Annotated in this window: 20 protein-coding genes; 11 read left to right on the top strand and 9 right to left on the bottom strand. The window is 73.3% G+C overall.

The window, feature by feature from the left end; genetic code table 11:
- The first annotated feature begins 20 nt into the window (after positions 1-20).
- Positions 21-1,148 (top strand): acyl-CoA dehydrogenase family protein, encoded by a 1,128-nt coding sequence (locus tag ABZ805_RS18875; protein ID WP_358441685.1) that lies wholly within the window; start codon positions 21-23, stop codon positions 1,146-1,148.
- Between the two features lie 143 nt (positions 1,149-1,291).
- Positions 1,292-2,917 carry a long-chain-fatty-acid--CoA ligase gene (locus ABZ805_RS18870; RefSeq protein ID WP_358441682.1) on the top strand — a complete coding sequence of 542 codons (1,626 nt, stop codon included), beginning with the start codon at positions 1,292-1,294 and terminating at the stop codon, positions 2,915-2,917.
- 53 nt (positions 2,918-2,970) lie between these two features.
- On the opposite strand, the gene ABZ805_RS18865 is transcribed toward ABZ805_RS18870, so the two are convergent.
- Together ABZ805_RS18865 and ABZ805_RS18860 are read right to left on the bottom strand one after the other, a co-directional pair.
- Positions 2,971-4,074: a nitronate monooxygenase family protein gene (locus ABZ805_RS18865; protein WP_358441679.1), complete on the bottom strand. Its 1,104-nt coding sequence runs from the start codon at positions 4,072-4,074 to the stop codon at positions 2,971-2,973.
- The gene (locus tag ABZ805_RS18860; RefSeq protein ID WP_358441676.1) at positions 4,074-5,810 is read right to left on the bottom strand and encodes an acyl-CoA synthetase; all 1,737 of its coding nucleotides are present in this window, start codon (positions 5,808-5,810) and stop codon (positions 4,074-4,076) included. The genes ABZ805_RS18865 and ABZ805_RS18860 overlap by 1 nt, the downstream gene beginning before the upstream one ends.
- A 97-nt stretch (positions 5,811-5,907) precedes the next feature.
- Here ABZ805_RS18860 and ABZ805_RS18855 point away from each other — a divergent pair, with 97 nt between their 5' ends.
- Positions 5,908-6,696 carry a crotonase/enoyl-CoA hydratase family protein gene (locus ABZ805_RS18855; RefSeq protein ID WP_358441674.1) on the top strand — a complete coding sequence of 263 codons (789 nt, stop codon included), beginning with the start codon at positions 5,908-5,910 and terminating at the stop codon, positions 6,694-6,696.
- A gap of 79 nt (positions 6,697-6,775) precedes the next feature.
- On the opposite strand, the gene ABZ805_RS18850 is transcribed toward ABZ805_RS18855, so the two are convergent.
- On the bottom strand, positions 6,776-8,296 hold the full coding sequence (locus tag ABZ805_RS18850; RefSeq protein WP_358441671.1) for an acyl-CoA synthetase: 1,521 nt from the start codon (positions 8,294-8,296) through the stop codon (positions 6,776-6,778).
- 58 nt (positions 8,297-8,354) lie between these two features.
- Positions 8,355-9,413, bottom strand: coding sequence for an LLM class F420-dependent oxidoreductase (locus tag ABZ805_RS18845; protein ID WP_358441668.1), 1,059 nt, complete (start codon positions 9,411-9,413; stop codon positions 8,355-8,357).
- 100 nt (positions 9,414-9,513) lie between these two features.
- On the opposite strand from ABZ805_RS18845, the gene ABZ805_RS18840 reads away from it, so the two are divergent.
- Genes ABZ805_RS18840 through ABZ805_RS18820 form a run of 5 tightly spaced genes read left to right on the top strand, consistent with a single transcriptional unit; the run spans position 9,514 to position 14,227 of the window.
- Complete coding sequence (locus ABZ805_RS18840; RefSeq protein ID WP_358441665.1) at positions 9,514-10,629, top strand: OB-fold domain-containing protein; 1,116 nt, start codon at positions 9,514-9,516, stop codon at positions 10,627-10,629.
- 22 nt (positions 10,630-10,651) lie between these two features.
- Positions 10,652-11,707 (top strand): thiolase domain-containing protein, encoded by a 1,056-nt coding sequence (locus ABZ805_RS18835; protein WP_358441663.1) that lies wholly within the window; start codon positions 10,652-10,654, stop codon positions 11,705-11,707.
- On the top strand, positions 11,707-12,876 hold the full coding sequence (locus ABZ805_RS18830) for a thiolase domain-containing protein (protein WP_358441661.1): 1,170 nt from the start codon (positions 11,707-11,709) through the stop codon (positions 12,874-12,876). The genes ABZ805_RS18835 and ABZ805_RS18830 overlap by 1 nt, the downstream gene beginning before the upstream one ends.
- On the top strand, positions 12,876-13,754 hold the full coding sequence (locus ABZ805_RS18825; RefSeq protein ID WP_358441659.1) for a TIGR03619 family F420-dependent LLM class oxidoreductase: 879 nt from the start codon (positions 12,876-12,878) through the stop codon (positions 13,752-13,754). The genes ABZ805_RS18830 and ABZ805_RS18825 overlap by 1 nt, the downstream gene beginning before the upstream one ends.
- A gap of 26 nt (positions 13,755-13,780) precedes the next feature.
- Positions 13,781-14,227: a nuclear transport factor 2 family protein gene (locus ABZ805_RS18820; protein ID WP_358441657.1), complete on the top strand. Its 447-nt coding sequence runs from the start codon at positions 13,781-13,783 to the stop codon at positions 14,225-14,227.
- A 197-nt stretch (positions 14,228-14,424) separates the two neighbouring features.
- On the opposite strand, the gene ABZ805_RS18815 is transcribed toward ABZ805_RS18820, so the two are convergent.
- Entirely contained in the window at positions 14,425-14,811 is a 387-nt protein-coding gene (locus ABZ805_RS18815) for a helix-turn-helix domain-containing protein (protein ID WP_358441655.1), read from the bottom strand.
- 94 nt (positions 14,812-14,905) lie between these two features.
- Here ABZ805_RS18815 and ABZ805_RS18810 point away from each other — a divergent pair, with 94 nt between their 5' ends.
- Positions 14,906-15,313, top strand: a complete 408-nt coding sequence (locus ABZ805_RS18810; protein WP_358441653.1) for a RidA family protein — start codon at positions 14,906-14,908, stop codon at positions 15,311-15,313.
- Between the two features lie 174 nt (positions 15,314-15,487).
- On the opposite strand, the gene ABZ805_RS18805 is transcribed toward ABZ805_RS18810, so the two are convergent.
- Positions 15,488-16,714: a cytochrome P450 gene (locus tag ABZ805_RS18805; protein WP_358441650.1), complete on the bottom strand. Its 1,227-nt coding sequence runs from the start codon at positions 16,712-16,714 to the stop codon at positions 15,488-15,490.
- A gap of 237 nt (positions 16,715-16,951) precedes the next feature.
- On the opposite strand from ABZ805_RS18805, the gene ABZ805_RS18800 reads away from it, so the two are divergent.
- Positions 16,952-18,097, top strand: a complete 1,146-nt coding sequence (locus ABZ805_RS18800) for a steroid 3-ketoacyl-CoA thiolase (protein WP_358441647.1) — start codon at positions 16,952-16,954, stop codon at positions 18,095-18,097.
- A 4-nt stretch (positions 18,098-18,101) separates the two neighbouring features.
- On the top strand, positions 18,102-19,685 hold the full coding sequence (locus ABZ805_RS18795; RefSeq protein WP_358441644.1) for a FadD3 family acyl-CoA ligase: 1,584 nt from the start codon (positions 18,102-18,104) through the stop codon (positions 19,683-19,685).
- 114 nt (positions 19,686-19,799) lie between these two features.
- On the opposite strand, the gene ABZ805_RS18790 is transcribed toward ABZ805_RS18795, so the two are convergent.
- The 3 genes from ABZ805_RS18790 to hsaC all read right to left on the bottom strand — a co-directional run bounded on the left by ABZ805_RS18790 (position 19,800) and on the right by hsaC (position 22,148).
- Positions 19,800-20,651, bottom strand: coding sequence for an SAM-dependent methyltransferase (locus tag ABZ805_RS18790; protein ID WP_358441642.1), 852 nt, complete (start codon positions 20,649-20,651; stop codon positions 19,800-19,802).
- Between the two features lie 64 nt (positions 20,652-20,715).
- Positions 20,716-21,249 (bottom strand): 3-hydroxy-9,10-secoandrosta-1,3,5(10)-triene-9,17-dione monooxygenase reductase subunit, encoded by a 534-nt coding sequence (hsaB, locus tag ABZ805_RS18785; protein ID WP_358441639.1) that lies wholly within the window; start codon positions 21,247-21,249, stop codon positions 20,716-20,718.
- The gene (hsaC, locus tag ABZ805_RS18780) at positions 21,246-22,148 is read right to left on the bottom strand and encodes an iron-dependent extradiol dioxygenase HsaC (RefSeq protein WP_358441636.1); all 903 of its coding nucleotides are present in this window, start codon (positions 22,146-22,148) and stop codon (positions 21,246-21,248) included. The genes hsaB and hsaC overlap by 4 nt, the downstream gene beginning before the upstream one ends.
- Positions 22,149-22,158 lie beyond the last annotated feature (10 nt).

Below are 22,158 nucleotides of genomic sequence, written 5' to 3'. Positions count from 1 at the left end.
ACTCGCAGAGGAGCACCGCGATGGACTTCGCCCCCACCGAGCAGCAGCAGGACCTCACCGAGCTGACCCGCCGCATCGCGACCGGCCGGGTGGCCGCCGAACGGCCGCACGAGGCGGAGTCCGAGCACTTCGACCGCGCGCTGTGGGCGGACCTGGCGAAGGCCGGAGTGCTCGCCGCCGCGCTGCCCGACTCCCTCGGCGGCGCCGGCTGCGGGCCGCTGGAGCAGTGCTCGGTGCTGGTGGAACTCGGCCGCGCCGTCGCCCCGGTGCCGTACCTGACCTCGCTGGTCACCGCGGCCGGTGCGCTGGCCCGGTTCGGCGACGAGCACCAGCGCGAGCGGTGGGCACGTCCGGCGGGCACCGGCGAACTCGTGCTCACCGCCGCGTTCGCCGAAGGCGCCGAGCACGATCCGCGGCCGCCCGCGACCCGCGCGGACCGGACCGGTGACCGGTGGGTGCTGGCCGGCGCGAAGGTCGCGGTGCCCGCCGGGACCGTCGCCGACGCGTTCCTCGTCCCGGCCACCACCCCGGATGGCACCCGGGTGTTCGTGGTGGCCGCCGCCGACCCGGGCGTCTCGGTGCGGGCGCAGCGGGTCGTGGACGGTGACGCCGAAGCGGTAGTGGAGCTGGCCGACGTCCCGCTCGACGAGGACCGGCTGCTCGGCGGCGCCGACGTCGCCGGGTGGCTCGCCGACCGGTTCGCGCTCGGGACGTGCGCGGAGCAGCTCGGCGTGCTGGAGCGCGCGCTGGAGCTCACCGCCGCGCACGCCCGCGACCGCGTGCAGTTCGACCGCCCGATCGGCACCTTCCAGGCGGTGTCGCAGCGGCTGGCCGACGCCTACGTGGACGTGGAGGCGGTGCGGCTCACGACGTGGCAGGCCGCCTGCCGCGCCGCGCAGGACCTGCCGTGCACCGCAGAGGTCGCGGTCGCGAAGTTCTGGGCCGCCGAAGCCGGGCACCGCGTCGCGCACACCGCGGTGCACGTGCACGGCGGCACGGGCATCGACCTGGACCACCAGCTGCACCGCTACTTCACCGCCGCCAAGCGCCGCGAGTTCGCCCTCGGCGGGGCCACCGCCCAGCTCCACCGCATCGGCGCGGCGCTCGCGGCGGAGGAGACGGACACCTCGTGCGACGAGGACGGGTAGCGCGAGCACGGCGCCGGTCGCTCGGCGTCCAGCGGTTCCGCCGCGGGCAGGACACCTCAGGTGAATGACCCAGCTGCCCACCGCGGCTGGGCGAATGGGCCATTCACCCGGGTTGGAACCGGGTTTCGACGGGAGGAGCGGGCATGGCCGAGCAGACGCCGACGGTGACCGAGCTGCTGCTGGCGCGGGCCGACGACCCGCGGCCGGGACTGCGCTTCGAGGACCGGGAGTGGAGCTGGGCGGAGCACGTGCGCCGCAGCGCCGAACTCGCCGCCCTGCTCCGCGCGCTGCTGCCCGCCGACCGGCCGCCGCACGCCGGGGTGCTGCTGGACAACGTGCCGGAGTTCTCGTTCCTGCTGGGCGCGGCCGCGCTGTCCGGCACCGTCCTGGCCGGGCTCAACCCGGGCCGCCGGGGCGCGGCGCTGGCCCGGGACGTGCGGCTCGCGGACTGCGCGCTGGTGCTCACCGAACCGCGGTACGCCCCGCTGCTGGACGGCGCCGACCTCGACGCCGAGGTGCTGGTGCTCGGCTCACCGGAGTGGGAGCGGGCGCTGGCCGCGCACCGCGGCGCCCCGCTCGACCCGGCACCGGCCACCCCGGACGACCTGTTCGCGCTGCTGTTCACCTCCGGCACCGGCGGCGAGCCGAAGGCGGTGCGCTGCACGCACGGCAAGGTCGCGTTCCCGGGCCGGATGCTCGCCGACCGGTTCCGGCTGGACGGGCGGGACGCCGCGTACGTGTCGATGCCGCTGTTCCACTCGAACGCGCTGTTCGCCGGGTGGGCGGTCGCGCTGGCGGCGGGCGCCGCGATCTCGTTGCGGCGCCGGTTCTCCGCGTCGGAGTTCCTGCCCGACGTGCGCCGGTTCGGCGCCACCTACGCGAACTACGTCGGCACTCCCCTGTCCTACGTGCTGGCCACACCACCGCGCCCGGACGACGTGGACAACCCGCTGCGGATCGCCTACGGCAACGAGGGCGCCGAGCGGGACCTGGCCCGGTTCGCCGAACGCTTCGGCTGCCGGGTGGTCGACGGGTTCGGCTCCACCGAGGGCGGGGTGGCGATCTCCCGCACCCCGGACGCGCCGGCCGGCTCGCTCGGCAAGCCCGGCCCCGGCGTCGCGGTGCTGCACCCGGACACCGGCCGGCGGTGCCCGCCCGCGGTCTTCGATCGGGACGGGCGGCTCGCCAACCCGGACGAGGCGGTCGGCGAACTGGTCAACACCGACGGCGCCGGTTGGTTCGCCGGGTACTACCGCGCGCCGGAGGCGGACGCGCAGCGGATGCGCGGCGGCATGTACCGCAGCGGCGATCTCGCCTACCTCGACGCGGACGGCTTCTGCTACTTCGCGGGCCGGTCCGCGGACTGGCTGCGGGTGGGCGGGGAGAACCTGGGTGCCGCGCCGATCGAACGGGTCCTGCTGCGGCACCCGTCGATCGCGCACGCCGCCGTGTACGCGGTGCCGGATCCGGTGGTCGGCGATCAGGTGATGGCGGCGCTGGTGCTCGCGGGCGAGCTCGACGACCTCGGGGACTTCCTGGCCGCGCAACCGGATCTGGGGCCGAAGCAGCTGCCGCGGTTCGTCCGGATCGCCGCGGAGCTACCGCGCACCGGCACGCACAAGGTGCTCAAGCGCCAGCTCGCCGCCGAGCGCTGGACCTGCCCGGACCCGGTGTGGTGGCGCCCGGGTCCGGAACCCCGCTACGAACTCCTGCTCCCGGAACGGGCGGCCGCGCTGGACCACCGGCGCACCACGACACCACCCAGGTAAATGGCCCACCTGCCCCGCAGGAGTGGGCGAATGGGCCATTCACCTGGCCGATTTCAGCGGAGGTTCCCCAGGCGGGCGAGTGTGTCGTCGGTTTCGCGCAGCAGCTCCGCCATCAGCTCGTCCACGCCGCGCACCGCGTTCATCCGGCCCACGACCTGCCCGACCGGCATCGACACCACCCCCGGGTCCTCGGCGGCGGTGATCCGCTGGTGCGCCTCGCTGACCAGGATGTTCTGCAGCGGCATCGGCAGCGGTTCCGGCGCGTCCGGTTCGCTCCACGCCTCGGTCCAGCGGGTCTTGAGCAGCCGCGCCGGTTTGCCGGTGTAGATGCGGGTGCGCACGGTGTCCGCGGAACCCGCGGCGACCAGCGCGCGCTGCATCGCCGAGCCGCCGGTGGTCTGCGCGTACTCGCGGGTCGCCAGCCAGTACGAACCCATCCACGCCCCGCTCGCGCCCAGCGCCAGGGCGGCCGCGATCTGCCGCCCGGACCCGATGCCGCCCGCGGCGAGCACCGGGGCGCGGTCGCCGACGGCGTCCACGATCTCCGGCACCAGCACCATGGTGGCGATCTCGCCGGTGTGCCCGCCCGCCTCGTGGCCCTGCGCCACGACCAGGTCCACGCCCTGCTCGACGTGCCTGCGGGCGTGCTCGGCCTTGCCGGCGAGGGCGGCGACCTGCACGCCGTGCTCGTGGGCGCGGCCGATCACGTCCGGCGGCGGGGAACCGAGCGCGTTGGCGATGAGCCGCACCGGGTGCCGCAGCGCCACGTCCACGTGCGAGCGGGCCACCGAGTGCAGCCAGCCGAGCACCGCGTCCCCGGTCTCCTGCCCGGCGGGCAGTTCCGGCACGCCGAGCCGGTCGAGGGTGCGGCGCACGAAATCCCGGTGCTGCTGCGGCACCATCGCCGCCAAGTCCACATCGGACCCCTCGGTGGGCACGGTGGAGGGCATCACCACGTCCACGCCGTAGGGGCGGTCGCCGGTGGCGCGGTCCATCCAGTCCAGCACCGCGTCGAGCTCGGCCGCGTCGTTGAACCGCACGCAGCCGAGCACACCGAGTCCGCCCGCGCGGCTGACCGCGGCGGCCACGTGCTCGGACGGGGTGAAGGCGACGATCGGGTGCTCGATGCCGAGCCGGTCGCAGAGGTCGGTGCGCATCACGGAGTCCTTTCGGCGGTGCCCCGCGCCGCGGAGCCGGGGTCGTCGGCGGGTGGTTCGGGAGCGGACTCCGCTGCGGCGGTGCCCTCCGACGCGGGACCGGATTCCGCCGCGGCGGCGGGGGTGCTGCCGGTTCCGGAACGGGCGCAGCTGGGCCGGAACCGCTCGGCGAGCCCGCGGGCCCACCGGTAGTCCGGCTTGCCGCTGGGCGAGCGGCGCACCTCCCCCGCCAGCCACAGCTTGCGCGGCACCTTGTACCCGGCGATGTGCTCGCGCGCGTGCCGGTCCAGGTCGTCCCAGGCGGGGGCGGCCCCGTCGCGGGTCTGCACGACGGCGGCGACGCACTGCCCGAGCCGCTCGTCGGGGACGCCGAACACGAGCGCGTCGAACACGGCGGGGTGCGCCTTGAGCACGCCTTCTACTTCTTCGGGGTAGACCTTCTCGCCGCCGGTGTTCACCGACATCGAGCCGCGGCCGAGCATGGTGACGGTGCCGTCGGGTTCGTAGCGGGCGTAGTCGCCGGGCACCACGTAGCGGGTGCCGTCGATCTCCACGAACACCGCGCCGGTCTTGTCCGGGTCCTTGTAGTAGCCCAGCGGCACGTGCCCGGAGCGGGCGAGCAGTCCGACCTCGGTGGAGTCCGGGGCCAGCAGCGTCCCGTCCCGGCCGATGATCGCGGTGGCCGCGTCGGCGTTCACCCGGGGACCACCACCGGTCGCGGTGTCCTTGCTCAGCACGCCGATGCCGCTGAACCCGGTCTCGGAGCTGCCGATGGAGTCGGTGAGCAGCACGCCGGGCAGCGCGTCGAGGTACTGGCGCTGCACCGACGGCGAGAACAGCGCGGCGCTGCTGGAGATCGCGACCAGCGAGGACACGTCGTGCTCGCCCTCGTGCAGCGCTTCGATCAGCGGCCGGGCCATCGCGTCGCCGGTGATGGCGAGGACGTGCACCCCGTGGCGTTCGACGGCGCGCCAGATCTCGTGCGGGTCGAACTCGGGGACGATCACGACGGGGCTGCAGGCGAACAGGTTCCCGAACGCGGCCCACTGCGCGGCGCCGTGGATGAACGGCGCGGCCGGTAATCGCACGAGCCCACCGTTCGCGGCGCCGTCGCGGGCCTGTTGCCACTCGTCGGCCATCGGCTCGCCGGTCATGAAGTCGATGCCGCCGCCGAGGGTGCGCCAGACGTCTTCGTGGCGCCACATCACGCCTTTCGGGTTCCCGGTGGTGCCGCCGGTGTAGAGCAGGAACAGGTCGTCGTCGGAGCGGGCCGGGAAGTCCCGCTCCTCGGAACCCTCGGCGAGGGCGGTCTCGTACGGGGTCGCGGCGCAGTCCAGGTCGCTGCCGTCCTCCAGGACGAGCACGTGCCGCAGCCCCGGCGGCAGCGCCTGCGCCACCCGGTCGGCGTAGCGGCGTTCGTGGACGAGCGCGACGAGGTCGGCGTCCTCGTAGAGGTAGCGCAGTTCTCCCGCCACGTAGCGGTAGTTGACGTTGACCGCGACCGCGCGCAGCTTGTACGCGGCCAGCATGACCTCGAGGGCTTCGATGCGGTTGCGGGTGTGCACCCCGATGTGCGAACCCCGGCCCAGCCCGCGGGCGGTCCAGTGGTGGGCGAGCCGGTTCGATCGGCGTTCCAGTTCGGCGAAGGTGGCCCGGTGCTCGCCGCAGATCACGGCGACGCGCTCGGGTGTCAGGTCGACGGCGTGCTCGAAGAGATCCGCGATGTTGTGTGCCACCCGATCGAAATTAGAACATGTTATTGTTCGAGGCAACGGGCCGATCGGTTCACGTTTCCCTGCAACGCATTTCCCGCTCGCACCACGGGAGGAACGCATGCCCGAAACATCCCCGCACTGCCTGGTGGACCGGCGCGGCGCGGTGCTCGTCGTGACGCTCAACCGGCCGGAGGCGCGCAACGCGCTGTCCGCCGAGATGATGGCGATCATGCAGCGCGCCTGGGACGAGGTGGACGCCGATCCGGAGATCCGCGCCTGCGTGCTCACCGGCGCGGGCGGCGCGTTCTGCGCCGGTGCGGACCTCAAGGCCATGACCACCAGCCACCCCGGCGACACCACGGCGGGCCGGGACCTGTCGGTGATCGAACCGCTGCTGAAGGGCCGCCGGCTCACCAAACCGCTCATCGCCGCCGTCGAAGGACCGGCCGTGGCGGGCGGCACCGAGATCCTGCAGGCCACCGACATCCGGATCGCGGGCCGCAGCGCGCGGTTCGGGGTGTCGGAATGCCGGTGGGGCCTGTTCCCGCTCGGCGGTTCCGCGGTCCGGCTGCCGCGGCAGATCTCCTACGCGCGGGCCGCCGAGATCCTGCTGACCGGCAGGCACGTGAGCGCCGAGGAGGCCGCGGAGATCGGCCTGATCGGCCGGGTGGTGCCGGACGGCGAGGCGCTGCCGACCGCGCTGGAGCTCGCCGAGGCCGTGGCCGCGAACGGGCCGCTGGCGGTGCGGGCGATCCTGCGCACCATGCGCGAGACCGAGGGGATGCCGGAGCAGGCGGCCTTCCAGGTGGACACCCGCCTGGGCCTGGAGGTCTTCCGCAGCGCCGATGCGAAGGAAGGTCCGCGCGCGTTCGCGGAGAAGCGCACCCCGCACTTCCGCGGCGAATGACCAGCCAGGTGAATGGCCCATTCACCCAAATCCCTTGGGCGAGTGGGCCATTCACCTGAATCCGACCGGGTGGTGCCGGTCAGGATTTGAGCTTGCGCTTGTACAGCTTCCCGTTGGGGTCGCGCGGCAGCTCCTCGGTGTAGTCGACCACGCGGGGGAGCTTGAACTTGGCGAGGCGTTCGGCGGCGAACTCCAGCAGTTCGGCGGTGAGCGCCTCCTCCCCCGCGACGCCGGGCGCGGGCTGCACGACGGCCTTGACCTGCTCGCCCCAGTCCTCGTCCGGCACGCCGAACACCGCGACGTCGGCGACCTTCGGGTGCACCGAGAGCACGTTCTCGATCTCCGCCGGGTAGATGTTCACCCCACCCGAAATGATCATGTCGCTCTTGCGGTCCCGCAGGTACAGGTACCCGTCCGCGTCGAGGTACCCGACGTCGCCGAGGGTGAACAGGTCGCCGACGCGCCCGCTGCGGGTCTTCTCCGGGGCCTGGTGGTACTCGAAGCTGGAGGTGCCCATCCGCATGTACACCGTGCCGACCTCGCCCGCCGGGAGCTCCGCCCCGGCGTCGTCGAGGACCCGCACCACCGATCCGGGCCAGGCGCGGCCGACCGATCCGGGTTTGCGCAGCCACTCGCCGGCGGGGATGACGGTGCCGCCGCCTTCGGTGGCCGCGTAGTACTCCACGACCACCGGCCCCCACCAGTCGAGCATCCGCCGCTTCACCTCGATCGGGCAAGGCGCGGCGCCGTGGATGGCGACGCGCATCGAGGAGACGTCGTGGCGCTCCCGAACCTCGGCGGGCAGCGCGAGCAGCCGGTGGAACTGGGTCGGCACCATGTGCGTGTGCGTCACCCGGTGCCGCTCGACGAGCGCGAGCATCCGCTCCGGGTCCCACCGGTCCACCAGCACCACCGGGTGCCCCAGTTGCAGCGAGATGCTCGCGAAGTTCAGCACCGCGGTGTGGTAGAGCGGCGAGCCGCACAGGTGCACGTGCCCGTCGAACGGTTCCAGCCCGAAGATGCCGAAGAACCACTGCGAGTACACCGGCACCTGGTCCGGGTCGGCGCCGGTCAGCGCGCGCCGCACGCCCTTGGGCCTGCCGGTGGTGCCGGAGGTGTAGAGCATCGGCGAGCCCGCGGTGCGCACGTCGGGCCGGGTCGCGGGCTCGTCGGCGCCGAGCTCGGCCAGCGGCCGGAACCCGGGGATCTCGCCGACCGCGAACCGGCGGTGCCCGTCCAGCCCGGCCTGCTCGGCGGCGTCGGTGGCGGCCACGGCGAAGCGCTCGTGCGCGAGGAACGCCCCGGCTCCGCTGTCGTCGAGGATGTAGGCGATCTCGGCGCCGACGAGGTGCCAGTTCACCGTGACCACGTACAGCCCGGTCTGCAGCGCGGCGAAGTAGGCGGCGAGCAGTTCGGGCCCGTTCGGCAGCAGCAGCACCACGCTGTCGCCGGGTTCGAGCCCCATCGCCTGCCAGCCGCGGCCGATCCGGTCGGCCTCGGCGGCCAGCGCGCCGTAGCCGATCTCCCGTTCGTCCGGCGTGATCAGCGCGGTGCGGCCGGGATCGTCGGCGGCGATGTTCCAGAGTCCGATGTCGGTCACGGCGCACTCCTGTCCCCGGGGGCCGGCGGTTCCCACCAAGCTAGAACGCGTTTCACTTCTACGGCAAGGGTTCGTCGTCCGCACCGAGCACCGCGTCCGCCACCGCGTGCAGCTGCGCGACGTCCCGGCAGCCCACCAGCAGCACGTCCACCCCGGCCCGCCGCCAGGCGCGCACCCCGGCGCGGACCTGCTCGCGGTCGCCGATGATCGCGACGTCGTCGACGAGCTCGTCCGGCACCGCGGCGACCGCCTCGGCGCGGCGCCCGGCCTGGAAGTGCGCGGTGATCTCCTCGACCGCGGCGGTGTAGCCCATCCGCCGGAACAGGTCGGCGTGGAAGTTCATCTCGGTCGCGCCCATGCCGCCGATGTACAGCGCCAGCGACGGCTTGACCTGCTCCTTCGCCGCTGCGGCGTCGTCGGTGACCACGACCTGGCAGGTGGCGGCGACCTCGAACCCGGCGCGGTCCCGCCGGGCGCCGGGCCGGGCGAAGCCGTCGGCGAGCCACTGCTGGTAGAGCGGGGCGGCGCGCAGCGAGAAGTACACCGCGATCCAGCCGTCGGCGATCTCCGCGGTCTGCGCCACGTTGCGCGGCCCCTCGGCGCCGAGCCAGATCGGCAGGTCCGCGCGCAGCGGATGGGTGATCGGCCGCAGCGCCTTGCCGAGCCCGAGCGCGCCCGGACCGGTGGCGGGCAGCGGGTAGTGCGGGCCGTCGTTGCGCACCGGCGCCTCGCGGGCCAGCACCTGGCGCACCACGTCGACGTATTCCCTGGTGCGCGCCAAGGGTTTCCCGAACGGGGCGCCGTACCAGCCCTCCACGACCTGCGGCCCGGAGACGCCGAGCCCGAGCACGTGGCGCCCGCCGGAGAGGTGGTCGAGGGTGAGCGCGTGCATCGCGCAGGCCGCCGGGGATCGCGCGGACAGCTGCGCCACCGAGGTGCCGAGCCGCACCCGGCTGGTGGCGCTGCCCCACCAGGCCAGCGGGGTGAACGCGTCGGAACCCCAGGACTCGGCGGCGAAAACCCCGTCGAAACCGGCGGATTCGGCGGCGGCGACCAGCGCGGGCGCGTCCGCCGGAGGCGCCGCTCCCCAATATCCGAGTTGCAGTCCGAGCCGCACGGCGGGCCTCCTCGCGTCGGGGTGCGGCCGGGTGGCCGCGGGTGTCCCCATCGTGCGCCGAGCATTGCCGCCTTGGCGAGAACATGTTTCACTTCATCGCGTGACCGAGATCGCGGAACCGCTCAGCGCCCCGCTCGAAGTCGGCTTCGACTACACCCGTTCGCCGGGCCCCGTGCTCGGCCGCTTCGCCGCCGGGTTGCGGCAGCGGCGGATCACCGGGGTGCGCGGCTCGGACGGCCGGGTGCACGTGCCCGCCGTCGAGCACGACCCGGTCACCGCCGCCCCGCTCGACGAGCTCGTCGAGGTCGGCGACACCGGGACGGTGCGCAGCTGGTCGTGGATCCCGGAACCCCTCGAAGGCCAGCCGTTGCCGCACGCGTTCGCGTGGGCGCTGGTGCGGCTGGACGGGGCGGACACCTCGCTGCTGCACGCGGTGGACGCCGGATCGCCGGACCGGATGCGCACCGGGATGCGGGTGCGGGCGCGGTGGGCGGCGGACCGGGTCGGCGGCATCCGGGACATCTCCTGCTTCGAACCGGTTCCCGACGGACCCGGTTCCTCCGACGACTCCGGTTCCTCCGACGACTCCGGTTCCTCCGACGGCTCTGGTTCCTCCGACGGCTCCGGTTCACCGGACGACGCCGCGACTCCCGACGGCCCCACCTCCCGCAGCGCCTCCGGTTCGCCCGACGACGCCAACGACCCCGCCGCCCCGCGGGACGAGTCCGACCTCGACCCGGTACCGCTGCTCACCACCCCGATCCACCTGCACTACAGCCATTCCGCCTCCCCGGAGGAGAGCCGCTACCTGCGCGGGCTCGCCGAAGGCCGGCTGCTGGGCCAGCGCTGCCCGGCCTGCGGCAAGGTCTACCTCCCGCCGCGGGGCGCCTGCCCCACCGACGGCGTGCCCACCGAGCAGGAGGTGGAGCTGCCGGACACCGGGATCGTCACGACCTTCTGCATCGTCAACGTCCCGTTCCTGGGCCAGCGCCTCACCCCGCCCTACGTCGCGGCCTACGTGCTGCTCGACGGCGCGGACATCGCGTTCCTGCACCTGGTGCTGGGGTGCGCGGCCGAGGAGGTCCGGATGGGCATGCGGGTGCGGGCCGAGTGGAAACCACGAGCCGAGTGGGACACGACGCTGCGCAACATCGACCACTTCCGCCCGTCCGGCGAACCGGACGCGCCGTACGAGTCCTACGCCCACCACCTGTGACCGGCCGGCCTTGGGAGCGCGCATGACCGACAGCGATGTGGCCGTCGTGGGTTTCGCCCAGGCGCCGAACGTCCGCGCCACCAGCGGCACCACGAACGGCGTGGAGATGCTGGTGCCGGTGTTCGAGGAACTGCTCTCCGGCGCGGGGATGCGCAAGGAGGACGTGGGCTTCTGGTGCTCGGGTTCGTCGGACTACCTGGCGGGCCGGGCGTTCTCGTTCATCGCGGCGATCGACGCGATCGGCGCGTTCCCGCCGATCAACGAGTCGCACGTGGAGATGGACGCGGCGTGGGCGCTGTACGAGGCGTGGGTGAAGATCCGCACCGGCGAGGTGGACACGGCGCTGGTGTACGGCTTCGGCAAGTCCTCGGCCGGTGAGCTGCGGCGGGTGCTGGCGTTGCAGCTGGACCCGTACTTCGCCGCGCCGCTGTGGCCGGATTCGGTGGGCGTCGCCGGGTTGCAGGCGCGGTTGTGCCTGGAATCCGGGGTGTGCTCCGAGCACGGCATGGCGGAGGTCGCGGCCCGTTCGCGCGCCGACGCCGAGCAGAACCCGCACGCGCAGCTGTCCGGCCGGGTGCTGGTCGCGGAGCTGCTGGCGCGGCCGTACCTGGCCGATCCGCTGCGCGCGCACGACTGCGCGCCGATCACCGACGGCGCCTCGGCGGTGCTGCTGGCGAGCGCGGAACGGGCCCGGGAGCTGCGGGACCGACCGGCGTGGATCACCGGGGTGGAGCACCGCGTCGAGTCGACCGAGCTGGGCGGCCGGGACCTCACCGCCTCACCGTCCACTGCGGACGCGGCGCGAGCGGCGGGAGCCGACGGCGTCGAGGTCGCCGAGCTGCACGCGCCGTTCACCCACCAGGAACTGGTGCTGCGCCGGGCGCTCGGCCTGGACGAGTCGGTGCGGATCAACCCCTCCGGCGGAGTCCTGTGCGGCAACCCGATGTTCGCCGCCGGGCTGACCCGGATCGGCGAGGCGGCGCGGCGGGTGTGGTCCGGCGAGGCGGGCAAGGTCCTCGCGCACGCGACCAGCGGACCCGCGTTGCAGCAGAACCTCGTGTGCGTGATGGAGGGCTGATGGGCAAGCAGATCGCCGCGGTGCTCGGAACCGGCCAGACCCGGCACGCCAGCCGCCGCACCGACGTGTCGATGGCCGGGCTGTGCCGGGAGGCGGTGGACCGGGCGATGGCCGACGCCGAGGTCGGCTGGGACGAGGTGGACGCGGTCGTCGTCGGCAAGGCCCCCGACCTGTTCGAGGGCGTGATGATGCCGGAGCTGGTCCTCGCCGATGCGTTGGGCGCCACCGGGAAACCGCTGCTGCGGGTGCACACCGCCGGATCGGTGGGCGGGTCGACGGCGAACGTGGCGGCGAGCCTGGTGCAGGCCGGGGTGCACCGGCGGGTGCTGGCCGTGGCGTTCGAGAAGCAGTCCGAGTCGAACGCCATGTGGGCGCTGTCGATCATGCCGCCGTTCTCGATGCCGGTGGGCGCGGGTGCGGGCGGCTACTTCGCCCCGCACGTGCGCTCCTACATCCGCCGCTCCGGCGCCCCGCCGCACATCGGGGCGATGGTGGCGGTCAAGGACCGGCGCAACGGCAGCCGCAACCCGTGGGCGCACGTGCGCCAGGCGGACCTGACGGTGGAATCGGTGCTGGCCTCGCAGATGCTGTGGGACCCGATCCGCTACGACGAGACCTGCCCGTCCTCGGACGGGGCGTGCGCGATGGTGCTCGGCGACGAGCAGGCCGCCGCGGCCACCGGCCACCCGGTGGCCTGGATCCACGCCACGGCGATGCGCACCGAGCCGACCACGTTCGCCGGCCGCGACCAGGTGAGCCCGCAGGCCGGCCGGGACGCGGCGGCGGCGCTGTGGGCGCAGGGCGGCATCAACGATCCGATGTCCGAAGTGGACGTCGCCGAGCTCTACGTGCCGTTCTCCTGGTTCGAGCCGATGTGGCTGGAGAACCTGGGTTTCGCCGCCGAGGGCGAGGGCTGGAAGCTCACCGAATCGGGCGAGACGGCGATCGGCGGCAGGCTGCCGGTGAACCCGTCCGGTGGTGTGCTGTCGTCGAACCCGATCGGCGCCTCCGGGATGCTGCGGTTCGCCGAGGCGGCGATGCAGGTGATGGGCCGGGCGGGCGAGCACCAGGTGGACGGGGCGCGCACCGCGCTCGGGCACGCCTACGGCGGGGGCTCGCAATACTTCTCGATGTGGGTCGTGGGCGCCGCGCGGCCCGGGGAGCGCTGATGGAGTTCACGTTGTCCGTGGCCATGTGCCCGCTGCCGGAGCTGACCGCGCTGGCGCGCGCGGCGGAGGAGGCCGGGTTCGCCGCGATCGCGCTGCCGGACTCGCTGTTCTACTCCGAGCACGTCGCCGCCGACTACCCGTACACCCCCGACGGCGAGCGGATGTGGACCGCGGAGACGCCGTGGACCGATCCGCTGGTGGCGGCCGCGGCGATGGGCGCGGTGACCGAGCGGCTGCGGTTCTACACCTCGGTGCTGAAGCTGGGTCCGCGCAATCCGTTGCTGTTGGCGAGGCAGGTGGCGTCGGTGGCGGCGCTGACCGGGGACCGGTTCGGGCTCGGCGTCGGCATCGGCTGGACGCCGGAGGAGTTCGAGTGGTGCGGGGCGCCGTTCGAGCGGCGCGGGGCGCGGGTGGACGAGGCGATCGAGGTGCTGCGGCTGGTGCTCGGCGGCGGGATGGTGGAGCACCACGGGGAGTTCTTCGACTTCGACCGGCTGCAGATGTCCCCCGCTCCCGGCCGCCGAGTGCCGATCTACGTGGGCGGGCATACCGAGCGGGCGCTGCGGCGGGCGGCGGCCCGCGGGGACGGCTGGTCCTCGGCGATGATGCGGATCTCCGAGCTGCGCGCCACCATCGCCCGGCTCGGCGAGCTGCGCGCCGAGTTCGGCCGCGACGCGGAGCCCTTCGAGATCCAGGCGGTGTGCGTGGACCGGTTCGGCGCGGACGGCTACCGGGAGCAGGCGGCGGCGGGCGTGACCGATGCGATCGTGGTGCCGTGGGTGCTCGACGGCCACGGTTTCGACGCGGACATCGAGGTGAAGCGGGATTCGCTGCGGCGCTTCGCCGACGAGGTGATCCACCCGCTGGCGGCCGGATGAGCGGCCCGGATGCGACGGAGGCGACGATGACCGGTTCGGTGCGGTGGGACGCGACAGAGGCCGACCACCCGGCGCGGCGGGCGGCGCGGGCCTCGATGGCGGCGGTGGCGCGCGGCGCGAAGGCGGACTGGCTGGCGCTGTTCGCCGCGGACGCGCTGGTGCAGGACCCGGTGGGCCCGTCTCCGCTGGATCCGTCCGGGCAGGGGCATCGCGGCACGGCGGCGATCGGCGCGTTCTGGGACTCGGTGATCGCCGGCGCGGCGAGCCTGCACTTCCACGTGCACGATTCGTTCGCCGCGGGCTCGGAGGTCGCCAACACCGGCCGCATCCGCACCCGCCTCCCCGACGGCGCGACGATGGACGCCGACGGCGTGTTCGTCTACCGCGTGGACGACAACGGCCTGCTCATCTCGATGCGAGCCTTCTGGGAGTTCGACCGAGCAATGGCGACCCTCACCCAGCCTGACCCCTGACCGCTTCTTGTCGTTCTCCTGTCAGCGGCGCAGCCGATGAGCTGCCGACCGCCTGGGACACCGGCACCGCCGCGGGTTCTCAGCGGTGTCCTCGCGAGGACAGCGTTTTCGCCTGTGGCGGAGCCACCTGTGAAATCGATCCCGCAGCGAGGGCGCCGCTGAGGTTCCGCCACCCCACCCCTACGCGGACGACCCGATCAATCGCCGAATTCACGGCGGGCCGCATCGATTTCTTCCAGGTAGGTGTGGGTCCAGTCGCACATCCCGTGCACGACCTGGCGCAGCGCCCGGCCCGGTTCGGTGAGCTCGTAGTCCACCCGCGGCGGCACGGTCGGGTGCACGGTGCGGTCCAGCAGGCCGTTGCGCTCCAGCATCCGCAGGTTCTGGGTGAGCATCTTGTGGCTGATGCCCTCGATCCGCCCGCGCAGCTCGCTGAAGCGCAGGCTGCGCTCCTCCCCGAGCAGGTCGATGATCAGGAACGCCCACTTGTTGGCGACCTCGGTGAAGATCTCCCGCGCGAGGGAGTCGGCGCGCCGCAGGTCGGCCTCGTCTTCGAGCGGGCTGGTGAAGTTCGTGGTTCCCATCAGGTTCCCCGGTTACGAAAAAGTGCGTTCTTCCACTTCACGCGCCACTCTCCTACGGTTTCCCGGTAACCACAAGAGAGCACGGAGGAACACGATGGCCATCACGCTGGTGAACCCGGACGGGTTGCCGGAGGTCGAGCTCTACCGGCAGGTGTCGGTCGCGACCGGTTCGAAGCTGGTCTTCGTCGCCGGGCAGGTCGCCCGGGACGCGCACGGGAACCCGGTCGGGACGGGTGATCTCGCCGCGCAGGTCGAGCAGGTGTACCGCAACGTCGCCACCGCGCTAGCGGCGGCGGGCGCCTCGTTCGCGGACGTGGCGAAGCTGACCGCCTACCTCGTGGACTGGACACCGGAGAAGTTCGAGCAGTTCATGGCGGGGCGAGCGCGGGCGAGCGCCCAGCTGGGCGGGGCCGTGCTGCCCCCGTTCACCGGCATCGGGGTTGCCGCCCTCGCCGAGCCGGACATGCTCGTCGAGCTGGAGGCGACGGCGGTCGTCGACTGAACGGCTGTGCCCTCGCGCTGCGGAGCACTGGGGTGGCGGAACCTCAGCGGGTGGTCCCGCTGCGTGCGTGGTCGGCGGCTCAGCGGCTCCGCCGGTGACAGGAGACGGCGAAACGACCAAGACCTGCCGGGCGGGTTCAGGGACAGAGCGCGGGCACGCCTGTTCGCGGGCGGGTCACCGGTAGCGGACCTGGAACTCCTTGATGCCGTTGAGCCAGCCGGAGCGCAGCCTGCGGGGTTCGCCGGCCTTGGCGATGTCGGGCATCCGGTCGGCGATGGCCTGGAAGATGAGGTCGATCTCCAGCCGCGCCAGGTTCGCGCCGAGGCAGTAGTGCGCGCCGGTGCCGCCGAACCCGACGTGCGGGTTGGGGTCGCGGGTGATGTCGAAGCGCTCCGGTTCGTCGAAGACCTCGGGGTCGAAGTTCGCCGAGCTGTAGAACATCGCGACCCGTTCGCCGCGCCCGATCGCCACCCCGTTCAGCTCGGTGTCGGCGAGCGCGGTGCGCTGGAAGGACATCACCGGTGTCGCCCAGCGCACGATCTCGTCCGCGGTGGTGGCGGGCCGCTGCTCCTTGAACAGCTCCCACTGCTCGGGGTGGTCGAGCATGGCGAGCATGCCGTGGGTGATGGCGTTGCGGGTGGTCTCGTTGCCCGCGACGGCGAGCAGCAGCACGAAGAAGCCGAACTCGTCGTCGCTGAGCGCGTGCCCGTCCACGTCGGCCTGCACGAGCTTGGTGACGATGTCGTCCATCGGGCAGCCGCGACGCTCCTCGGCCATGCCCATGCTGTAGCCGAGCAGTTCGGTGGCGGCGGCGGCCGGGTCGATGGAGTACTCGGGGTCGTCGTAGGCGATCATCTGGTTGGACCAGTCGAAGATGTTCTTGCGGTGCTCCTGCGGCACGCCGAGCAGTTCGGCGATGGCCTGCAGCGGGAGTTCGCAGGCGATGTCGGTGACGAAGTCGCCGGTGCTGCCGTCGAGCGCGGTGTCGACGATGTGCTCGGCGCGCGCGTGCAGGGCGTCCCGCAGGCCGTTGATGGCGCGCGGGGTGAAGCCGCGGGCGACGATGCCGCGCAGCTTGGTGTGCTCGGGCGGATCCATGTTGAGCAGGATGAACCGCTGCATCTCGATCTGCTCGCGGTTCATCTCCGCGGTGAAGCGGGTGATCGCGGTGTTCTCCCAGGAGGAGTAGACGTCGCTGCGGCGCGAGACCTCCTTGACCTCGGCGTGCCTGGTCACCACCCAGTAGCCCTCGTCGTCGTAGCCCGCCTTGCCGCGGGGCAGCGGGTTCCACCACACCGGTGCGGTGCGCCGGAGTTCGGCGAACTCGCGCATGGGCAGCCGTTCCGCGTAGAGGTCGGGGTCGGTGAAGTCGAAGCCGGGCGGGATGTGGGGGGAGACCACGGCAACCTCCTGCGGGCCGCACGGAGACACGAGTCCACGAAAGAGAACTTGTTCTATGTGAACCGAACCACATTTCAGCCGGGCGGTAAACCCCCGTAACAGTGATGATCACTCGTGAACCGCTGCGAGCAACGGCTTTTCCGACTCGCCCGCCCGCTCGGGCGGTGGCTCCTTGTTCGTATCGAGAACAAGTTCTACATTGAATGTTCCGCTCGTTCGCGCCGGAAGGAGACGACGGTGGGCAACCCGGTGATCGTGGACGCGGCCCGCACTCCGATCGGCAGGCGCCGAGGAGCACTCGCCGGCCTGCACCCCGCGGAACTGCTCGGCACCGCCCAGCGCGGGCTGCTCGACCGGGCCGGGATCGACCCGGAACTCGTCGAGCAGGTCATCGGCGGCTGCGTCACGCAGGCCGGCGCGCAGGCGGGCAACATCACCCGCACGGCCTGGCTGCATTCGGGACTGCCCGAGGCGACCGGCTGCACCACCGTCGACGCCCAGTGCGGTTCGGCGCAGCAGGCCGCGCACCTGGTCGCAGGTCTGATCAGCGCCGGCGCCGTGGACGTCGGCGTCGCCTGCGGCGTGGAGGCGATGAGCCGGGTACCGCTGGGCGCCAACATCGGCACCGAGGCAGGACGACCGCGGCCCGATTCCTGGGACCTGGACCTGCCGAACCAGTACCTGGCGGCCGACCGGATCGCCGAACGGCGCGGCCTGGACCGCGCGGAGGTGGACCTGTTCGGGCTGCGCTCGCAGCACCTCGCCCGCGCCGCCTGGGACGAGGACCGGTTCGCCCGCGAGATCGTGCCCACCCGCGCCCCCGCCCCGGACGGCGGCACCCACCTGGTCACCCGCGACGGAGGGCTGCGCGAGACCAGCGCGGAGGCGCTCGCCGGGCTGAAACCCGTGCTGGACGGCGGATTCCACACCGCGGGCACCTCCTCGCAGATCTCCGACGGGGCCGCCGCGGTGCTGCTCGCCGACGCCGACCGGGCCACCGCGCTCGGCCTGCGCCCGCGCGCCCGGATCGTCGCGCAGTGCCTCGTCGGCGCCGAGCCCTACTACCACCTGGACGGGCCGGTGCAGGCCACCACGAGGGTGCTGGAGCGGTCCGGGATGAAGATCGGTGACATCGACCTGTTCGAGGTGAACGAGGCGTTCGCCTCCGTCGTGCTGTCCTGGGCCGCGGTGCACCGGCCCGACCTGGAGCGGGTGAACGTCAACGGCGGCGCCATCGCGCTGGGCCACCCGGTCGGCGCCACCGGGGCGCGGCTGATCACCAGCGCACTGCACGAACTGGAGCGGCGGGACGCGAGCACCGCGCTGATCACGATGTGCGCGGGCGGGGCGCTGTCCACCGGGACCATCATCGAGCGGATCTGACGCCGTGGGCGCCCCGGAGACGGTGCCCGCCGCGCTCGACCTCGCCGCCGAGCGGTTCGGCGACCGCGACGCCGTGGTGGACCCGGCGCTGCGGCTGACCTACCGGGAGCTGCGCGGGCAGGTCCGCGCGCTGGCGGGCTTCCTGCTCGCCGACGGGGTGCGCGCCGGGGACCGGGTGGCGCTGAACTCGCCGAACACCGGGCACTGGGTGGTGGCGGCGCTGGCCGCGCTGCACGTGGGAGCGGTGCTGGTGCCGATCAACACCCGGTTCACCGCGGCCGAGACCCGCGATGTGCTGGCCCGCAGCTCGGCGAGCGCGCTGCTGGTGGCCGGGACGTTCCTCGGCCGCGACCGGCTGCGGGAACTGCGCGGGCAGGGCGGTGCGCGCGCCGCGACCCCGGTGCCCGGCCTGCCCGAGCTGCGCACCGTGCTGCGCATCCCCGTGGAGGGCGCCGAAGCTCCGGTGCCGTGCTGCGCGGACTGGGCCGAGCTCGGCGGGCGGTCCCTCCCGGCCGAGCGGGTCGACGAGGCGGCGGCCCGGGTGCGCGGCACCGATCCCAGCGACCTGCTCTACACCTCCGGGACCACCGGGCGCAGCAAGGGCGTGCTCAGCGCGCACCGCCAGGCCCTCGCCGTCGCCGACGCGTGGGCGAGCTGCGGGCGGGTGGACGAGACCGACCGGTACCTGGTGGTGAACCCGTTCTTCCACAGCTTCGGCTACAAGGCGGGCATCCTGGTGTGCCTGCTGCGCGGGGCGGCGATCGTGCCGGTGCCGGTGTTCGACACCCGCGCGGTGCTGGAGCTGGTGCACCGCGAGCGGATCACCGTGCTGCCCGGGCCGCCCACCCTCTACCAGTCCATCTTGGACGATGCGGCACGCGCCGAGCACGACCTCTCCAGCCTGCGGCTGGCCGTCACCGGGGCGGCGTCGGTGCCGCAGGTGCTGGTGGAACGGATGCAGCGAGAACTCAGCTTCCGCACCGTGCTCACCGCCTACGGGTTGACCGAAGCGGTGGTCGCCACCATGTGCTCCCCGACCGACGACGCCGCGGCGGTCGCCACCACCTGCGGGCGGCCCACCGCCGGCTTCGAACTGCGCATCGCGGACCCCGACGGCCGCGCCCTGCCCGCCGGGGAGGTCGGCGAGGTGCTGCTGCGCGGCCCGAACACGATGCTCGGCTACCGGGACGAACCGGCGCAGACCCGAGCCGCCATCGACGCCGACGGCTGGCTGCACACCGGAGATCTCGGCCGGGTGGACCGCGGCGGCAGGCTCACCATCACCGACCGGCTCAAGGACATGTACATCTGCGGCGGGTTCAACGTGTACCCGGCCGAGGTCGAGCAGGCGATCGCCCGGCTGCCCGGCGTCGCCGAGTCCGCCGTGGTCGGCGTGCCCGACGCCCGCCTCGGCGAGGTCGGCAAGGCCTACGTGGTCGCGTCCCCCGGCCGAGCCCTCACCGCCGAGGAGGTCCTGGCCCACTGCCGCGAGCACCTCGCCAACTTCAAGCTCCCCCGCCACGTCGAGTTCCGGACCGCCCTCCCCCGCACCCCCACCGGCAAGGTCCGCAAACCCGACCTGCGGTGAGTCACTGCCTGTCTCGCTTCTTCCGCCGCGTAGTGCTCGGGTGGCGGAACCTCAGCGGCTTCGCCGCTGACGGGAAACCGACCCGACCCACCGGGCAGGTTCAGAGACAGGCAGTCACCCGGGCAGGCGCACCCCGCTCGCGTAGCCACCGGAGTCCGCCTCGGGTGCGGCGCGACCCCACCGCAGGGCGAGCTCGGCGTGCGGGTGGAAATCGACGCGCCAGCCGCGCTCGTCGAGCCGGTGGGCGTTGTCCCGGTCGACGCCGGTCTCGCCCGCGCTGGGCGCCGCGCCGCGGCCGACGAACTCGCGCATCCGGCGGTAGGTCTCGTCGTCCGGGGCGGTGATCGCGGTCTTCGCGAGCCTGCTGCCGGGCGGGCTGAGCTCGGTGATGGTGTCCAGCACCGCGGTGGCGTCCGCGGGCGGGAGGTAGGCGAGCACGCCCTCCTCCAGCCACGCGGTGCGGCGGGTGGGGTCGAAACCGGCGGCGGCCAGGTCGGCGGCCCAGTTCCCGCGCAGGTCGGTGGGGACGACCACCCGGCGGGCCGCGGACACGGGGCGTTCGGGGTGGCCGCGCAGCACCGGTTCCTTGAACGCGAACATCGCGGGCGAGTCCAGCTCGAAGCACACCACGTGCACGGGCAGCGGGAGCCGCAGCACCCGCGTGCTCAGCCCGGCGCCGACCTCGACGACCTGGGTGCAGCCCGCTTCGACCGCGCCCGACAGCTGCTCGTCGAAGTGGCGGGTGGCGACCACGCGTCCGTCGTGGAAGTTCTCGACCAGTCCGAGCAGGCGTTCCCAGGCGCCGTCGGGTGCGCGCAGGAGTTCGGCTTCGGCCGCGTCGGCGAACGCGCGCGCATAGGGGTCCGCGATCAGGCGGTCCGCTCGGTCGGTCTCGCGCGCCCGGATGAGCGCGACGCCCACGGCGGTGCGGCCCACCCCGGTGAGCGGTTCCGGTGTGCCGGGCATCGGCGCCTCCCCCGTTCGGCCGCCGCCAACCTACATCGCGGCCGGTGCCTGCGGGGCCGCCTCGTCAGAGCCAGTCGTCCTCGCGGGGCCAGATCAGGGGCGGCGGGGGTTCTTCGACGTTCGCGTAGGTCCCGCGGTAGAACAGCAGCGGACGGTGCGGATCGCCTTCGCCGAGGGCGTGCACCCGGCCGACGACGACGTAGTGGTCGCCCGCTTCGTGGACCGCTTCGACCGCGCAGTCCGCCCACGCCAGCACGTCGTCGAGCACCGGAGAACCCGAGGGCGCCGGGTGCCAGCCGACGGTGGCGAACTTGTCGACACCACCACGGCCGAACGCGGCGCTGACCGCCTCCTGCCCGTCGGCGAGCACGTTGACGCAGAACCGCCCGGAAGCCGCCAGCAGCGGCCAGGTCCGGGAACCGCGGCCGGGGCAGAACAGCACCAGCGGCGGGTCCAGCGACAACGCCGCGAACGACTGGCAGGTGAAGCCGATCGGGCGGTCGCCGTCCCGGCCGGCGACGACGGTGACACCGGTGCAGAACCGGCCGAGGACGCGGCGGAAACTCGCCTGGTCCGGTTCGGCCCGCGCCCGGGTCATCCGCGGGCCCCGATGCCGAAGTCGTGGCCCCACAGGCTCACCGCGGTGCTCTCCCGGGCGATCCAGTCCTCGTCGGCGACCTGCCTGCCCTCGCAGCCGAACTCGACGTCGAACCCGCCGGGCGATTTCAGGTAGAACGACAGCATCAGGTCGTTGACGTGCCTGCCGAGCGTCGCCGACAGCGGCACCTTCCGCCGCTGCGCGCGGTCCAGGGCCAGTCCGACGTCGTCGACGTCGGCGACCTCCACCATGAGGTGGACGATGCCGCTGGGCGTGGGCATCGGCAGGAACGCGAGGCTGTGGTGGCGCGGGTTGCAGCCGAAGAACCGCAGCCACGCCGGTTCCCCGTCGGCGGGCCTGCCGACGAGTTCGGGGGCGAGCCGCATCGAGTCGCGCAGCCGGAACCCGAGCACGTCGCGGTAGAAGTGCAGCGCCGCCGCGTCGTCGTGGGTGGACAGCACCACGTGCCCGAGCCCCTGCTCCTCGGTGACGAACCGGTGCCCGTAGGGGCTGACCACGCGGCGGTGCCGCAGTGCGGCGCCGTGGAAGACCTCCTGGGTGTTGCCGGACGGGTCCTCGAACCTGATCAGCCCGCACACCCGCCGGTCGGCGAGGTCGGCGGCGTCCCCGGTCTTCCAGGACACCCCGGCGGCGTCGAGGTTCCGGGCCACTTCGGCCACTTCCGCTTCGTTCGCGGCCTCCCAGCCGGTCTGGGCGAGCCGGTCGGCCTCCCCCGGGACGATCACCAGCCGCGCCGGGAAGTCGTCCATCCGGAAGTACACCGCGTCCGGGTCCGGCCCGTCGCCCTCGATCATGCCGAGGACCTTGGTGCCGAACACCCGCCACGCCTCGACGTCGGTGGCCTCGATCCGCAGGTATCCCAGCGAGCGGATGCCCATCGCGCACTCC

Origin of the sequence: Saccharopolyspora sp. NPDC047091 (assembly GCF_040643635.1) — a bacterium.
Taxonomy (GTDB): domain Bacteria; phylum Actinomycetota; class Actinomycetes; order Mycobacteriales; family Pseudonocardiaceae; genus Saccharopolyspora_C.
This window is presented reverse-complemented; position numbering and strand designations above follow the sequence as displayed.

Bases quoted from the DNA above. Each gene is read 5' to 3' on its own strand.
- ABZ805_RS18875 (WP_358441685.1), top strand. From the start codon at position 21: ATGGACTTCGCCCCCACCGAGCAGCAGCAGGACCTCACCGAGCTGACC.
- ABZ805_RS18870 (WP_358441682.1), top strand. From the start codon at position 1,292: ATGGCCGAGCAGACGCCGACGGTGACCGAGCTGCTGCTGGCGCGGGCC.
- ABZ805_RS18865 (WP_358441679.1), bottom strand. From the start codon at position 4,074: ATGCGCACCGACCTCTGCGACCGGCTCGGCATCGAGCACCCGATCGTC.
- ABZ805_RS18855 (WP_358441674.1), top strand. From the start codon at position 5,908: ATGCCCGAAACATCCCCGCACTGCCTGGTGGACCGGCGCGGCGCGGTG.
- ABZ805_RS18835 (WP_358441663.1), top strand. From the start codon at position 10,652: ATGACCGACAGCGATGTGGCCGTCGTGGGTTTCGCCCAGGCGCCGAAC.
- ABZ805_RS18830 (WP_358441661.1), top strand. From the start codon at position 11,707: ATGGGCAAGCAGATCGCCGCGGTGCTCGGAACCGGCCAGACCCGGCAC.
- ABZ805_RS18825 (WP_358441659.1), top strand. From the start codon at position 12,876: ATGGAGTTCACGTTGTCCGTGGCCATGTGCCCGCTGCCGGAGCTGACC.
- ABZ805_RS18820 (WP_358441657.1), top strand. From the start codon at position 13,781: ATGACCGGTTCGGTGCGGTGGGACGCGACAGAGGCCGACCACCCGGCG.
- ABZ805_RS18815 (WP_358441655.1), bottom strand. From the start codon at position 14,811: ATGGGAACCACGAACTTCACCAGCCCGCTCGAAGACGAGGCCGACCTG.
- ABZ805_RS18810 (WP_358441653.1), top strand. From the start codon at position 14,906: ATGGCCATCACGCTGGTGAACCCGGACGGGTTGCCGGAGGTCGAGCTC.
- ABZ805_RS18790 (WP_358441642.1), bottom strand. From the start codon at position 20,651: ATGCCCGGCACACCGGAACCGCTCACCGGGGTGGGCCGCACCGCCGTG.
- hsaB (WP_358441639.1), bottom strand. From the start codon at position 21,249: ATGACCCGGGCGCGGGCCGAACCGGACCAGGCGAGTTTCCGCCGCGTC.
- hsaC (WP_358441636.1), bottom strand. From the start codon at position 22,148: ATGGGCATCCGCTCGCTGGGATACCTGCGGATCGAGGCCACCGACGTC.